Source organism: Citrobacter sp. Cpo109, from assembly GCF_030332565.1.
Lineage (GTDB): Bacteria > Pseudomonadota > Gammaproteobacteria > Enterobacterales > Enterobacteriaceae > Citrobacter > Citrobacter portucalensis.
In genome coordinates, this window is the sequence record NZ_JAOWHQ010000045.1 from 78,408 (window position 1) to 92,407 (window position 14,000).

18 protein-coding genes and 1 pseudogene are annotated in these 14,000 nt (G+C 51.9%); 7 read left to right on the forward strand and 12 right to left on the reverse strand.

From position 1 onward, the window contains the following. The first annotated feature begins 149 nt into the window (after positions 1–149). Positions 150–674 (forward strand): ubiquinone anaerobic biosynthesis accessory factor UbiT, encoded by a 525-nt coding sequence (gene ubiT / locus OGY71_RS04835; RefSeq protein WP_003828637.1) that lies wholly within the window; start codon positions 150–152, stop codon positions 672–674. Next, a complete protein-coding gene (locus OGY71_RS04840) occupies positions 668–1,171 on the forward strand; it encodes a GNAT family N-acetyltransferase (protein WP_003024966.1) in 504 nt (167 codons plus the stop codon). Before ubiT ends, OGY71_RS04840 begins: the two co-directional genes overlap by 7 nt. On the opposite strand, the gene OGY71_RS04845 is transcribed toward OGY71_RS04840, so the two are convergent. Next, on the reverse strand, positions 1,158–1,457 hold the full coding sequence (locus OGY71_RS04845; RefSeq protein WP_003828636.1) for a GIY-YIG nuclease family protein: 300 nt from the start codon (positions 1,455–1,457) through the stop codon (positions 1,158–1,160). The two genes, OGY71_RS04840 and OGY71_RS04845, sit on opposite strands and share 14 nt — an antisense overlap. A 52-nt stretch (positions 1,458–1,509) precedes the next feature. Here OGY71_RS04845 and OGY71_RS04850 point away from each other — a divergent pair, with 52 nt between their 5' ends. Both OGY71_RS04850 and OGY71_RS04855 read left to right on the forward strand, forming a co-directional pair. Continuing rightward, on the forward strand, positions 1,510–1,938 hold the full coding sequence (locus OGY71_RS04850) for a YhbP family protein (protein WP_003828634.1): 429 nt from the start codon (positions 1,510–1,512) through the stop codon (positions 1,936–1,938). Positions 1,939–1,975: 37 nt separating this feature from the next. Then, positions 1,976–2,611: an NAD(P)H-binding protein gene (locus OGY71_RS04855; RefSeq protein WP_003828632.1), complete on the forward strand. Its 636-nt coding sequence runs from the start codon at positions 1,976–1,978 to the stop codon at positions 2,609–2,611. A gap of 79 nt (positions 2,612–2,690) precedes the next feature. Here OGY71_RS04855 and dolP read toward each other — a convergent pair whose 3' ends face one another. From dolP to OGY71_RS04875, 4 genes are read right to left on the reverse strand one after another with little or no spacing between them, the layout of a single operon-like run. Beyond that, positions 2,691–3,266 carry a division/outer membrane stress-associated lipid-binding lipoprotein gene (gene dolP, locus OGY71_RS04860; protein ID WP_003024954.1) on the reverse strand — a complete coding sequence of 192 codons (576 nt, stop codon included), beginning with the start codon at positions 3,264–3,266 and terminating at the stop codon, positions 2,691–2,693. A 9-nt stretch (positions 3,267–3,275) separates the two neighbouring features. Continuing rightward, positions 3,276–3,866, reverse strand: a complete 591-nt coding sequence (diaA, locus tag OGY71_RS04865) for a DnaA initiator-associating protein DiaA (protein ID WP_003024948.1) — start codon at positions 3,864–3,866, stop codon at positions 3,276–3,278. Positions 3,867–3,900: 34 nt separating this feature from the next. Then, positions 3,901–4,296 (reverse strand): YraN family protein, encoded by a 396-nt coding sequence (locus OGY71_RS04870; protein ID WP_003828625.1) that lies wholly within the window; start codon positions 4,294–4,296, stop codon positions 3,901–3,903. Further along, positions 4,254–6,305, reverse strand: a complete 2,052-nt coding sequence (locus OGY71_RS04875) for a penicillin-binding protein activator (protein ID WP_197385473.1) — start codon at positions 6,303–6,305, stop codon at positions 4,254–4,256. The genes OGY71_RS04870 and OGY71_RS04875 overlap by 43 nt, the downstream gene beginning before the upstream one ends. A 63-nt stretch (positions 6,306–6,368) precedes the next feature. Here OGY71_RS04875 and rsmI point away from each other — a divergent pair, with 63 nt between their 5' ends. From rsmI to OGY71_RS04885, 3 genes and pseudogenes are all read left to right on the forward strand, one after another. Further along, positions 6,369–7,232, forward strand: coding sequence for a 16S rRNA (cytidine(1402)-2'-O)-methyltransferase (gene rsmI, locus OGY71_RS04880; RefSeq protein ID WP_003024942.1), 864 nt, complete (start codon positions 6,369–6,371; stop codon positions 7,230–7,232). A gap of 2 nt (positions 7,233–7,234) precedes the next feature. After that, positions 7,235–7,348, forward strand: a pseudogene (locus tag OGY71_RS23270) (Fic family protein); the annotation flags it as partial. Positions 7,349–7,370: 22 nt separating this feature from the next. Then, positions 7,371–7,598: a winged helix-turn-helix transcriptional regulator gene (locus OGY71_RS04885; protein WP_223240832.1), complete on the forward strand. Its 228-nt coding sequence runs from the start codon at positions 7,371–7,373 to the stop codon at positions 7,596–7,598. On the opposite strand, the gene OGY71_RS04890 is transcribed toward OGY71_RS04885, so the two are convergent. The 7 genes from OGY71_RS04890 to OGY71_RS04920 all read right to left on the reverse strand — a co-directional run bounded on the left by OGY71_RS04890 (position 7,595) and on the right by OGY71_RS04920 (position 13,998). Beyond that, positions 7,595–8,368, reverse strand: coding sequence for a DeoR/GlpR family DNA-binding transcription regulator (locus OGY71_RS04890; protein ID WP_003828620.1), 774 nt, complete (start codon positions 8,366–8,368; stop codon positions 7,595–7,597). The genes OGY71_RS04885 and OGY71_RS04890 overlap by 4 nt on opposite strands. Before the next feature lie 111 nt (positions 8,369–8,479). Then, a complete protein-coding gene (gatD, locus tag OGY71_RS04895; protein WP_286612924.1) occupies positions 8,480–9,523 on the reverse strand; it encodes a galactitol-1-phosphate 5-dehydrogenase in 1,044 nt (347 codons plus the stop codon). Between the two features lie 44 nt (positions 9,524–9,567). After that, the gene (locus OGY71_RS04900) at positions 9,568–10,941 is read right to left on the reverse strand and encodes a galactitol-specific PTS transporter subunit IIC (protein ID WP_003828618.1); all 1,374 of its coding nucleotides are present in this window, start codon (positions 10,939–10,941) and stop codon (positions 9,568–9,570) included. Between the two features lie 4 nt (positions 10,942–10,945). Beyond that, the gene (gatB, locus tag OGY71_RS04905; protein ID WP_003828616.1) at positions 10,946–11,230 is read right to left on the reverse strand and encodes a PTS galactitol transporter subunit IIB; all 285 of its coding nucleotides are present in this window, start codon (positions 11,228–11,230) and stop codon (positions 10,946–10,948) included. 29 nt (positions 11,231–11,259) lie between these two features. Next, the gene (gatA, locus tag OGY71_RS04910; RefSeq protein WP_003828615.1) at positions 11,260–11,724 is read right to left on the reverse strand and encodes a PTS galactitol transporter subunit IIA; all 465 of its coding nucleotides are present in this window, start codon (positions 11,722–11,724) and stop codon (positions 11,260–11,262) included. Between the two features lie 14 nt (positions 11,725–11,738). Then, complete coding sequence (gatZ, locus tag OGY71_RS04915; RefSeq protein WP_003828612.1) at positions 11,739–13,010, reverse strand: tagatose-bisphosphate aldolase subunit GatZ; 1,272 nt, start codon at positions 13,008–13,010, stop codon at positions 11,739–11,741. Between the two features lie 133 nt (positions 13,011–13,143). Further along, complete coding sequence (locus tag OGY71_RS04920) at positions 13,144–13,998, reverse strand: tagatose bisphosphate family class II aldolase (protein ID WP_063941601.1); 855 nt, start codon at positions 13,996–13,998, stop codon at positions 13,144–13,146. Positions 13,999–14,000: the final 2 nt, after the last annotated feature.

A 14,000-nucleotide genomic window follows, 5' to 3' on the forward strand; every position in this document is an offset into this window, starting at 1 on the left:
GAGACAATTTTTGATTTGAGGCAGTTAAAGTCGTATTGGTGACACCAATAAAGAGGTAACAATTTCGCATCGAATTGTTGATTTATGCCGCTATGTCGTTTATTTGATATGGCAAAATAGCAGGACTATTGAAACAGGGAGTAAAGCTCGTGTTGGATAAACTGCGTTCACGCTTAGTACAATTTGGTCCTTCTCTGATGAGTGTACCAGTTAAACTGACGCCCTTTGCGCTGAAGCGCCAGGTTCTGGAGCAGGTCCTGAGCTGGCAGTTTAGTCAGGCGCTGGCCGATGGGGAGCTGGAGTTTCTCGAAGGTCGCTGGCTGAGCATTCATGTGCGTGACATTGACCTCAAATGGTATACCTCTGTTGAGAACGATAAACTTATCGTCAGCCAGAATGCAGATGCGGATGTGAGTTTTAGCGCCGATGCCAGCGATCTGCTGATGATCGTGGCCCGCAAGCAGGATCCGGATACGCTTTTCTTCCAGCGTCGTCTGGTGATTGAAGGTGATACAGAATTAGGGCTATACGTAAAAAATCTGATGGATGCCATCGAACTGGAGCAGATGCCTAAAGCGTTGCGCGTCATGTTGATGCAGTTGGCAGATTTTGTTGAGGCGGGGATGAAAACGTCGCCAGAAACCAAACAGACCTCGGTAGGTGAGCCATGCTGATTCGAGTTGAAATTCCCATTGATGCCCCAGGTATTGATGCGCTGCTGCGCCGTTCATTTGAGAGCGATGCGGAAGCGAAATTAGTGCACGACCTGCGTGAAGATGGTTTCTTAACGCTGGGTCTGGTTGCTACCGATGACGAAGGTCAGGTAGTGGGTTACGTCGCGTTCAGCCCAGTCGATGTTCAGGGTGAAGATCTGCAATGGGTCGGCATGGCGCCGCTCGCGGTGGATGAAAACTACCGGGGGCAGGGCCTGGCGCGTCAGCTGGTCTATGAAGGACTCGATTCACTGAACGAGTTTGGCTACGCAGCTGTGGTTACGCTGGGGGATCCGGCCCTGTACAGCCGCTTTGGCTTTGAGCTGGCGGCCCATCATGACCTGCGTTGCCGCTGGCCGGGCACCGAAAGCGCGTTCCAGGTTCATCGCCTGGCGGACGATGCGCTGGAAGGCGTGACGGGCCTTGTGGAATACCACGACCACTTCAATCGTTTTTAAGCTCCGGGGTTTGCAGGCTGCTCAGTAGCGCCTCAAGCCCTTCGCCTTCGACAAGGCGCTCTTTCTGCCGCTTGGTGAGCTGTTTGACGCGATACTCTATGCGCAGGGCCAGTGAACGGTCGCCAACCTGCGCCGCAAATGCCAACGTGAGTTCCCCCTTTCCGCGTAGCGCCTTCGCGCCTTTCCCACTTTGATGCTGCTTATAGCGGCGCTGCACATCGGTGGTTATTCCGGTGTATAAGGCGTTGTCAGCGGTACGGATCAGGTACAGATACCAGGGTGTCATTGTTACCATCGACGTGATAATTTTCAGGCCTACAGTATAAAAGAGAACAGAAATGGAAACACTGACTGCGGTGTCTCGCTGGCTGGCAAAACAGCACGTCGTGACCTGGTGCGTACACCATGAAGGTGAATTGTGGTGCGCCAATGCGTTTTACCTGTTTGATGCGCAGAAGATGGTGTTCTATGTGCTGACTGAAGAGAAAACGCGTCATGCGCAGATGTCCGGACCCCGCGCGCCGATTGCCGGTACAGTAAACGGTCAGCCTAAAACCGTCGCTCTGATTCGTGGCGTACAGTTTAAAGGGGAAATCCGGCGTCTTGAGGGGCAGGAGAGCGAAGACGCGCGTAAAGCCTACAACCGCCGTTTCCCCGTTGCCAGAATGCTGCCAGCGCCCGTATGGGAGATTCGACTGGATGAAGTCAAATTTACGGACAACACGCTGGGCTTCGGTAAAAAGATGCACTGGCTGCGTGATCTATAGTTAGAAGAGTGATTGAAGACCCTGGGGAAGATAAGCGATGAGTCAGGTGTTAATAACGGGAGCCACGGGGCTGGTGGGCGGACATTTGCTGCGTATGCTGCTCAATGAACCCCGGGTCAATGCCATCACGGCACCAACGCGTCGACCGCTGGCTGATACGGTTGGTATCTATAACCCCCATGATCCGCAGCTAACCGATGCTCTGGCGCAGGTCACCGATCCGGTCGATATTGTCTTTTGTTGTTTGGGGACTACCCGGCGTGAAGCGGGCAGCAAAGAGGCGTTTATCCATGCTGACTATACGCTGGTGGTAGATACGGCCCTGACGGGACGTAGGTTAGGCGCCCAGCATATGCTGGTAGTGAGTTCGATGGGTGCCAATGCGAATTCACCGTTTTTTTATAATCGGGTGAAAGGTGAAATGGAGCAGGCGCTGATCGCGCAGAATTGGCCACGGCTGACGATTGTCCGGCCTTCAATGCTCCTGGGTGATAGGGACAAGCAGCGGACGAATGAGATGTTTTTAGCGCCGTTGTTCAGGCTGCTGCCGGGTAACTGGAAGTCGATTGAAGCGCGCGATGTTGCTCGGGCAATGCTGGCAGAAGCGCTGGCGCCTGGGCATGAAGGGGTTTCGATCCTGACCTCTTCTGAGCTACGCGAAAGGGCTAAATAAAAAAATGCCGGATGGCATCTTATCCGGCCTACAAACGATTACGTTCTATAGGCCGGATAAGATGCCATCTACAGGCGTGTTACTTAATAAACGTAAAGGCTGTCGTGACGCGTTTCACGCCGCTTACCCGGCTGGCGATATCCGCCGCCGCCTTCGCTTCACGCTCGGTCACCAGACCTAACAGGAACACTTCCCCGTTCTCAGTCGTTACTTTCACGTTAGAGGATTTCACCTGATCGCTGGTCAGTAACTGGGAACGTACTTTGGTGGTTATCCAGGTATCGTTGGACGCATCGCCCAGACCAATTGGCTGGCCCTGACGGATCTCATTAAAGACCTCAGTCGTACCTTCTACGCCCATCGCAATCTGTTTTGCACGTGCAGACAGTTCGCTATTCGGCGACTGGCCGACCAGCAGCACTTTACCCTGATAAGCGCTCACGTTGATTCGCGCTTCTTTCTTGATTTGGGCATCTTTCGACAACGCCGTATTGACGCGTAATTCCAGGGTTCCGTCATCTACCTGAGTGCCGACGCTGCGAGGATCCGTCGCGGCTTTGGTGCCGACAGCAGCAGTTCCGACAACGGCAGCAGCGACACAGCCTTGCAGCAGCAGTGCAGCGATAATCACAGCAAGCGGCGAAAATGCCTTCATGTGTACTCCTTAATCATCCTGGTGAGGGAAAAGCGTGTTATCGATAAGATCGCAAAGGCAGTTGACCGTCAGCATGTGCATTTCCTGAACGCGGGCGCTGTGGTGTGAGGGAATACGGATTTCAACATCCTGTGGCCCCAGTAATCCGGCCAGTTCCCCTCCGTCATACCCGGTCAGCGCGACGATTGTCATGTCGCGTGTCACGGCGGCTTCAACGGCTTTTACGATATCGCGGCTATTACCACGCGTAGAGATTGCCAGCAGAACATCACCTGCATGTCCCAGCGCACGGACTTGTTTTGCATAAACTTCGTCGTGCAGGCGATCGTTGGCAATCGCAGTTAAGACCACATTATCAGTATTTAGTGCAATCGCAGGTAAACTTGGGCGTTCTGTTTCAAAACGATTGATCATGCTGGCAGCAAAATGCTGTGCGTTGGCAGCGGACGTCCCATTACCACAACAGAGAATTTTGTTGCCATTGAGCAGGGACTGAACCAGCGTCATGGCGGCACGGGAGATTGCATCCGGAAGTGCTTCAGCCGCAGCTATCTGAGTTTGAATGCTTTCTGTAAAGCAGACTTTAATTCTATCTAACACGCTAATCCTTAAGAACCAGGCTCTGAATCTTCAACTATGAGCGGTCGTTGAACGCGTCCTTAAACCACTCAACATCATTTCCGGTGAAGGCTAACACATCGAACCGGCAATCCACAGTATCAAAACTCCCATTGTGGCGCGCAAGCCACAAGCGGGCGGTCTGTAATAATTTGTGTTGTTTGCTCCGGGTCACACTCGCCGCCGCACCGCCGAACTGTGCTGAGCGTCGGTAGCGAACCTCAACAAATACGGTGGTGTTGCCTTCACGCATTATCAAGTCGATTTCGCCGCCACGTTCACGCACGTTGGCGGCGATAAAATGCAGTCCCTTGCTCAGCAGCCAGTCACGCGCGGTGGATTCCCACGCGTCACCGGTCTGTTTACTCGTTAACTGGCGGGGACGACTTGTCCTTGCTGGTATTTGAGCCATGATAACTTCCTGTTAATCACACAATCCTGCGTTGCGGTTAAGGCCCCGGTATTACCGTTAATTTCGAAACCCTGCACCTGACGCATTTGCGAGAAGTGGTTGGCAAGCGACCAGGCATCGACACCCATGGCATACATACGCGCCAGCGAGTAGTCGTTACGAACCGCGCCAAGCGCCTGCTGCATGAGAGGCGCGTTAGCGCCTGCCAGCATCGGAATTTCGCTGTACTGCAAGCCTTCCATCTCCAGACGGAAATCCGGGCCGGCAGTGCCCTGCGCACTACGAGAGCTGGCGTACAGTGTTGCTCCGCTCTGGCTGCCGTTGCGCATGGCGATCATCGGCTTAATAAATGCAATTTCTTCCGGCGTCGCCAGAATATACACGGCATCAACACGACCGCTACCGCCGGTGATTTGCGCATCGGTAGGTGCTGCCGGGATGGTCAGACCGCCAATCGTCACGCCGGGTTGGGCTGGCACAGAGGAGGCCACCGGGCTGCCTGTCAGGGAAATCCCTGAGCCGCCGTTGACGCCCATTTTAAGTTCAGCGGTGGAGCCGAACTTCTGCTGCAATACCACGCCGCCACCCAGTTTTTGCCATTCCTGTGCAAAGGCGTTGGCAACGCGATCGCCTAATGAACTCCGTGGAATCAACAACAGCGGCGTCTGTTTTCCCTGATCGCGGATGTGGCGTGCGGCGTCGCGCGCTTCATCTTCTGGCGACAGGGCGAAGTAGCAGACGTTCGGCAGATTTTTCACCGACTCCGGCTGGTTAAGCGCCAGGACGTTCAATGGCGTGTTGCTTTTCATCAGCTCTTCAACATTGTTCTTCAACAGTGGGCCAACCACGATGCTGGCGCCATCCTGCTGAACCTGAGTCAGGATCTGGTTCAGCGGCTGTGATGAAGTGTCGTAGATTTTCAGCTCAGCGGACGGATTCGCCGGTGCGCTGGCGGTTGTTGGCTGAGCGGGTGCTGCGGGCTGCACAGCAGGTGTTTCTGGCTGAGCCGGCGTCTCGTTGGTCAGATCGCTTACTGACGCCTGAGACGGGCTGGCAACGCCGTCAGTCGTTTGCGGCTGTTCCGTAGTAGTCGTAGCAGCTGGAACTGCGGCAGGTGCGACAGCAACAGGGGCTGCGACAGGTTGAGTGCCCATGTTTTTCGCAGCTTCAAAGCCTTGCTGAATAGTACGGCCAAATACAGCGGCCTGACCGTTCAGTGGTAACAGCAGGGCGATTTTGCTGGTGGAGGCGGGCTTAAAGCTCTGCACGTTAACCAACTGTGTTGGTAACAGTTTTGCCCCTGGGTTTTGCGGATAACGTTTCTGCCAGTCCGCAATACCGGCTTTCATCATGTCCGGATCGTTACGGTTATCGAACCAGACGCGCTGAAGATCCAGCCAGCCTTGCAGCACATTTTCATCAGCATTGATGACCAGCGCCTGCGCTTGCTCCTGGGTCATGGACGACAGCGCCTGCCAGGTGGCGTCCATATTTTTCTGCTTAGCATTCGCGGCCAGCAGCGGTTCCTGGGCGATCAGGGCGCGCAGCAGCGTCAGAGATGGGCGACCCTGGTTGACGTCGATTTGCGCCTGCCAGTAGCGTGCCTGTTGGTTTTGATCGAAATCGGCGGGAGTTAACTTATCCAGCAGGGCCTGTGCGCCAGCGACATCTTTCTGCGCGAGCTTAATCTCGACGGCCAGCAGTGACTGCTCACGCTGCTGGGTATCGCTTAGCTTCTGCGGTAGCTGGTTAAACAGTTCGATTGCCTGCTGGCTCTTGCCTTCTTTCAGCAGTGCACGAATGGCGAGTAATTGCCAGTTGGTCTTGCTATCATCTGAGCTTTGCTGCATTTGTTGCAGATAAAAGCCGGAATCAGCCTGCGCAGTGCCCTGCATATGGGCTGCACTCTGGTCTGGCGCCTGGGTGCCACAGCCTGCGAAAATCAGTGCTGCCAGAATGACTGGTAGCGCGCGTGCGGCTTTCAAACGAGAAAATGTTGAGGGTACCATACTGTATCCAGTGATATTTTTTTACTCAATGCTCAATATTAAATCGGCAATACGGACGACACAATGAAACAACACGAATCGGCGGATAATTCTCAAGGCCAACTCTTTATTGTACCTACTCCTATAGGAAATTTGGCTGATATTACCCAACGAGCGCTCGAAGTTTTACAAGCCGTTGATTTGATTGCCGCTGAAGACACTCGTCATACAGGATTATTGTTACAACACTTCGCGATTAACGCGCGTCTGTTCGCGCTACATGACCACAACGAGCAGCAAAAGGCCGAAACGCTGGTCGCGAAGCTCAAGGAAGGACAAAACATTGCGCTGGTTTCCGATGCCGGAACGCCGCTGATTAACGATCCTGGCTACCATCTGGTGCGTACCTGTCGCGAAGCGGGGATCCGCGTTGTTCCTCTGCCAGGTCCTTGTGCGGCGATTGCTGCCCTGAGCGCTGCAGGCCTGCCTTCAGACCGTTTTTGCTATGAAGGATTTCTGCCTGCCAAATCGAAAGGGCGTCGTGATGCGATGAAAGCCATTGAGGCCGAGCCGCGTACGCTTATTTTTTATGAATCTACCCACCGCTTGCTGGATAGCCTGGAAGACATGGTTGCCGTGTGGGGCGAATCCCGTTACGTGGTGCTGGCGCGCGAGCTGACCAAAACCTGGGAAACTATTCACGGTGCACCGGTCGGTGAATTGCTGGCGTGGGTCAAGGAAGATGAAAACCGTCGTAAAGGTGAAATGGTGCTGATTGTCGAAGGGCATAAAGCGCAGGAAGACGACCTTCCTGCCGATGCGCTGCGTACGTTGGCCTTATTGCAGGCAGAACTGCCGCTGAAAAAGGCCGCCGCGCTGGCTGCTGAAATCCATGGCGTGAAAAAAAATGCGTTGTATAAGCACGCGCTGGAACAACAGGGAGAGTAAAAGTGAGCATCTACCAACCACCTTTCGTGGTTACCCCATTGATCCTCAACCAGGTTATTGAAATTGGTGAGTTGATGGGGCATTGGGCTGCGATGGCTGGTAGGGCATCTCCTCTTTATCTCTGCTTTGCAGGAGGGATTGGGAAAACCATCAGCCTTGTCGGAAGAAATGTCGGCTGATTTACTGGATATAGACAAACGCATTCTACAAATATTGTCGAATCAGCCGAGCAGATCCGCCAAAGGTATCGCTAATGAGTGTGAAATCTCAGTCCGGACCGTAGAACGCTATCTGAAAGCGTTGCAGCTAAAAGGTAAACTGCAACGCGTTGGCGCGACAAAAGGAGAGATGTGGCGGGTAATTTAAACGACCAGCAGTTCAACGCCTGTTTTGGCCAGCGCTGATTTATCCTGTTTGCTGATACTGTCGTCGGTTATTACGCAGTTAATCTTTTCCATTGGCAGCACCTGATTAAAACCACGTCGATTAAATTTTGTCGCGTCCAGTACGGCAATGACCTTATGTGCTGCCGCCGCCATCACGCTACTAATCGAATAACCTTCGTTGAAGGTCGTAATACCGTTAGTAGCATCAATCCCGTCAGCGCCCACGAACATCAGGTCAGCGCTTATTCCTTGTAGGGAACGTTCAGCGATAGTGCCATGCATTGAATGCGTTTTGTGGCGCACAGTGCCGCCGCAGACGACCAGCGTAATGTCTTTGTTTTCCGATAACGTGAACGCGGCAGGCAGGCTATTGGTAATAACGGTGATATTACTTTTTCGGTTTAGCGCTTCAGCAATCAATAAAGTGGTGCTTCCGCTATCCAGAATTACGGTCATTCCTTCCTCAACCATTGCCGTTGCGGCCTGGGCAATCCGTTTTTTGGGATCACTGGCAAGCTGATACCGATCTTCTAATAACACTTCCTGATTGTCACCTTCAGCCAGATGGCTTCCTGGTTTTGCCGCACCGCCGTGAAAACGGGTGACCAGACCCTTCTCTTCTAATAACCGTAGGTCGGCGCGAATGGTTACTTCAGAAATACCAAAGGTATTCGAAAGGTCCATTACCAGTACGCTGCCTTGCGTGTTAATCAGGTCGACAATTTTATTCCTTCTCTCAAATGAGTTCATATTGATTTGCCTGATAATTTAATTATCACTAGTTTAATCGAAGGATTGCGAAAGGTGAACGCTAAATTTCGAAAGTAAATGTGAGCCAGCGCAGGTTGCTGGCTCATGGGTTCAGGATAGTTTGAGTAGAATTTTTCCTTGCATCGGCGCGCGGTGGAGTGACTTGACGGCGCTGGCAAAGCTTTCGGCATCGCCAGTGTGAGCAATTAACGGCTCAAGCTGTAAGCGTTTTTCCGTCAATAAACGGGCAGCGGTTTCCCACTCTTCTCCAGGCCATGGGCTGGAATAGTTCATCCAACTGCCAAGAATGGTTAATTCTTTACGTAATATTTGCCCAAAGACACCTGAAGCAAGCGTCAGATCGTGATGCAATGTGCCGACTAACGCTAGTTGAGCACGAGGGCCTGCAATCTCAATCGACAGCGTCACAGTTTGCGGGGTTCCCGCTGTTTCCAGCACGAGTTGGTCAAACTGAATATTTTCCAGGCCCGCGTGGATCTCAGCCGCACTCATCTCCCGACTATTAAACACATGGGTTGCCCCCAGTTCTTTTGCTAATGCCAGCTTTTGCGGGTTGATATCAATCGCCGTGATACTTTTTGCACCGAGTTCACGGGCACATTGCATTGCCAGCAAACCGATAGTGCCAGCACCAACGATAATCACATTTTTCCCTTCGCATCCCTGAGCCAGATGAAAAGCATGCAGACCGACGGTAATCGGTTCAATGAATGCGCCATCATCAATCGGCATATCTGAAGGCAGGCGGAACAGGTTGGCGCGTTTTACAACCACATATTCTGCGTTCCCGCCTTCGCTTCGTGAACCGACAAACTGATATTGTTTACATAACGAGAAGTATCCCCGCTCGCACTGAGGGCAATGAAAGCAGGGAAGCAGCGGTACGCAGGCCACGGCATCACCGGGTTGTAAGTCGGTTACGCTTGCGCCGTAGGACTCAACATAACCACTGAACTCATGCCCGAGCGTGATTGGATAATAGTGCGCACCATGATTGAAGATACGGGGAATGTCTGAGCCGCAAAGCCCTGAACTGACCACTTTGACCAATACATCTTCATCAGTTTGCAGTTGTGGTATGGGACGTTCTTCAACGCGTACGTCGCCCTCAGCGTGAATAACCACTGATTTCATAAGTGTCTCCAGAAATGTGAAGGGGAGCAAATGCTCCCCAGAAATTAAGATGCGGTCTGGCTTTCCGTTATGGCTGCCGCTTTTTCAGCCGCCACGAAATTACGTGCCCGACGCCAGGTCAGTAATACACCCAACAGGTATATAGCAGCGATGATGATGAAGCCCACCACGTTCTGCCAGGTGAAGAGCTGGATTAGCAGCCAGGTGATTGGGGAGCCGCCCTGATCCATTGAGGCCACCATGCCACCGGCTTTCAATGCGCCTGCATTAGCGGCAAGCTGGGTATGTAAACCAATAGTTTGTGTGGCTATCCACAGGGTGATACCCATAATGATGACGCCAGAGATCAGCGTGCGGAATAGGTTCCCCTGATGAACGGCTACCGCCATGGCGACAAAGAAACCAATGGTCGCGAGATCGCCGAATGGCAGAACCTGGTTTCCGGGTACCAGAACAGCAATCAGAATGGTCAGCGGGATAAAGATTAGACTGGCGGAAACCACCGACGTATGGCCGAGCAGTAGTGCAGGATCCAGACCGATTAAGAACTCCTGTCCGCCAAATTTTGCCTGCAGGCGTTTACGGGCATGTTTAGCAATCGGAGTCAGGCCATCCATAATCGGTTTAATGACACGCGGCATGAGCAACATAACGGCAGCCGTTTTCACCGCCAGTTGCAGCACAGCTTTAACGTCATATCCAGCCAGCATGCCGATCACTAATCCCATCACAAAACCGACGGTTACAGGTTCGCCGAAGGGTCCGAAGCGTTTTTGGACATCATCCGCGCTGAAATGAATGCGGTTCAGTCCGGGGATTTTTTCAATGATCGTATCAACCAGGACAGCTATCGGGCCCAGGTATGCCGAGGAACCGTGTGGAATGGCAATGCCTTCCAGGCCAAAAAAGTCGCGCGTGTCTTTGGCAAACCAGTCACCCAGTTTATAGACGAAGGCGGCATGAACAACCACGCCGAGAATGCCCAGCCAGTATGAGCCGGTCGCCAGATGCAACATGGCACCGGTAAACGTCATATGCCAGATATTCCAGATGTCGACGTTCACCACACGGGTCATGCGGGTAACCAGCATCAGGATATTCACCCCAATGGCGACTGGAATCGCAATTAACGCAATTTGCGAAGCCCAGGTCATTGGTGATGAGCCTGGCCAACCGACATCGATGACATGCAGGTTGATTTGAAATTGTTCTGCCATTGCTTTTGCGGCAGGGCCAATAGAGTCCAGCATCAGGCCGATCACCAGACCGATACCGACGAAGCCAATCCCGATATGCAAACCTGATTTAAAACAATCCCCGAGCTTCATTCCCAGCAATTTTGAGAAGATGATGATCACTAACGGCAGCATAACCGTTGGACCTAAGTCGAGGATATAACGCATTATTTCGCTAAACATGGCGTTACCCCACGAGGATAGTCAGTATTTTTTGCTGTAATGCTTCGATACCCACACCTGAAACAAAAGGCATGCCGTGGACCACTGGGATATCGCCAAACGTACGGTCAACGCGGGCGGTGGTACAGATAAGATCCGCTCCATCCATATAGGTTTCGATTTCTGTTACCCGACATTGAACCAGGTCGAGTTGGATATTGTTGGCTTCACAGAGTTCTTTAATTTCTTCTGCCGCCATTGTTGAAGTTGCTACAGCACCGCCACAGGCCACAATTACTTTACGTTTCATAGGGTATTCCTTTTATTATCAGTTTTTTATCAAGCCTGTGCGCAGGGCTCAGACTCAAGGATTTTTTCCCGAAAGAGCATGGCCAGTTCTGCATCAGGCGCATTCAGCAATGCTTCAATGGTGTTCGGGTTTTGTAGCTCACTAAACAGACGACGCAGGAGCTTCAGCTGCGCAGTCGGGTTCTCAACGATTAAGGCGATAATTAAAGAGACGGCTATCTCTTCGTCATCATCTGCTTGTTGAAAGTTGACCGGTGTATCCGGGCGAATCAGATAGATAGCAGGGGATATCGCATGCACAGCTTCACAATGTGGAATCGCAACGGCATGACGTTCCAGCGCTATTCCGGTTGGAAAAGTTGCTTCACGCTCAATCAGGGCCTGCGGATAGCTTTCATACACGACCCCTTTGGCCAGCATCTCCTCCCCAATATGTGTCAGCGCATGCTGACACGAGCTAAAGTTAATTCCTGTTCGAACAAAAAGTTGGCTCATATATTCTCCAGATTTCAGGCAATTACTGGTGCGCAACCAAAGCGATAGGCGCGCAGAACGTCCTGGATTTTGTCGATAATCAGATTGTGTGGTGTGGCGGTTAACGTCCCTTCAGTCAGGCGTTCAAATTGCACGGGCATAAACTGGCTAATGAGTCCCAGTGGTAAAGCGATGTCATTAAGGTTGGTGATTAATTTCTCTACACTTTGACGAATGCGGGGATGCGGCCAGTAGTAACGAATACGGTCGGAGAGGCTGAAGTGAATATCGACCATCGCCTGGCTCCAGGTTGGGCGATAATATTTTTTCCAGTAGTCCGGTTCATTCAACATTACTTCGTCAATTACTTCCAGAACCCGGCTCCGTTGTTCTGGGGAGATCAGTTCATTTTCCATTTGCGCAAGAGCAAAAATAGCTTCGCGCAGGGCAAAGGTGAGTGCCGGACCCACTTTCAATATTGCATAGTGATCGCGTACCAGAGCACGGTATGCCTGGCGGGTTTGATAATCGGTAGAATGCGCTTCGTAGACCATTGGTGTCTCTTTTATCCAGGCGGATAGCGCTTCTGCTGCTTGTGGTTGGTAGTGAATGATTTGGGTGTGATCGAACTCGACGCCGGGTTGAACCACAATGGCGATTACACGAGTTAACGCCTCTTCAAGCCCTAATGCGCGGAAGGCAACCTGATGGGTTTCCAGTGTCCGGGCGGCATCTTCTTCGCGTGTGACATGAACGGTGCCAATGGTGCTGGCTTCTCCGCCTGGTACGGGAACTTCTGTTCCAATAACGTAAGTCAGATGGTGTTTCTGTTCTTCGGTTGCCGTTGTTTCTGCGGCCTGGCAAAGTACGGCTGCTCGCTGGGCAACAACCATTGGATCTAACGGCGTTGGGTCGTCAGCACAGGACATCGAAGCATCAAGATGGATTTTGCTGAACCCTGCGGCAACGTAAGCTTTGATTAAGGCTACGGATTTTTCCATCGCTTCTGCCGCAGGTTCGTTTTGCCAGCAGTTAGGGCCGAGATGATCGCCACCCAGAATCAGCCTTTCGCGAGGAAAACCAACCGCTTGTGCGATGCTATAGACAAAGTCACGGAAATCAGCGGGTTTCATCCCGGTATAACCACCAAACTGATTAACCTGATTAGAGGTCGCTTCGATTAGAACTTTCGTGTTCGTATTGAGATCAAAACGTAATGCAGATTCAATAACCAGCGGATGGGCTGAACAAACAGAACAAATACCTAAATGCTCACCTGCTTTATGACGAGAGATTATTTCTTTCACTTCTATCTCCGATATCTTTTGTTTATCTTCATAATATTTTTGGATTGAAGGCAAAGGGTAAAAGCATCTTTCGTGATCCAGCTTTAAAAACAGACCTTTGTCAGAACCCGTACAATTCGAATTAATTAATCAATTACAACTTTCCTTCGCAGCCGCAGTCGGCAATCACCTTACGTACTACCTCTTTCATGGCCGCTTTTGCTGGCATCATGTAATGCCGTGGGTCGTTCGCATCGGTATGTGCGCTCAGGTAGGTTTTGAGTGCGCCAGCAAAGGCGATTTTAAGTTCGGTAGCGACGTTAACTTTGCAGACCCCTAAGGAGATTGCGCGCTTAATATCATGTGTAGGCAGGCCAGATGCGCCATGTAAAACCAGTGGGATATCAACGTGCTGACGAATCTCGGCTAGTCGATCGAAATCCAGTTTAGGTTCAGCGTTATACAGACCATGAGCTGTGCCAATCGCGACAGCCAGTGAGTCGATACCCGTTTTTTCCACGAACTCCCGAGCCTGTTCTGGGTGGGTATATAGCGCGTCTTTTCCGTCCACGATTAGGTCATCTTCTTGCCCACCCAGCCGTCCCAGCTCAGCTTCAACGCTAACGTCATAGCGGTGGCAGTAGTCTGTTACATGTTTAACTAATGCAATGTTGTCGGCAAACGGCAGATGGGAACCATCGATCATCACGGAGCGAATGCCTGTAGTGACTTTCGCTTCAATATCGGTGGCGCTTTCATGGTGATCGAGATGGACGGCGAGAGGATGGTTCCAGCTTCTTGCCAGTTCACTGGCGATTGCAACGATGTTACCGACCCCGGCATAACTAAAAGTGCCAGGTGTGCCGGCGACGATCAACGGAGAGCGTAGTTCGGCTGCTGTTTCCACGACAACCTGTAAGGTCTCCAGGTTGTGAATGTTAAACGCCGGTACGGCATAGCCTTCTTGCTGCGCCTTCTTCAGCATCATTTTGCTTGAGATGATAAACATAC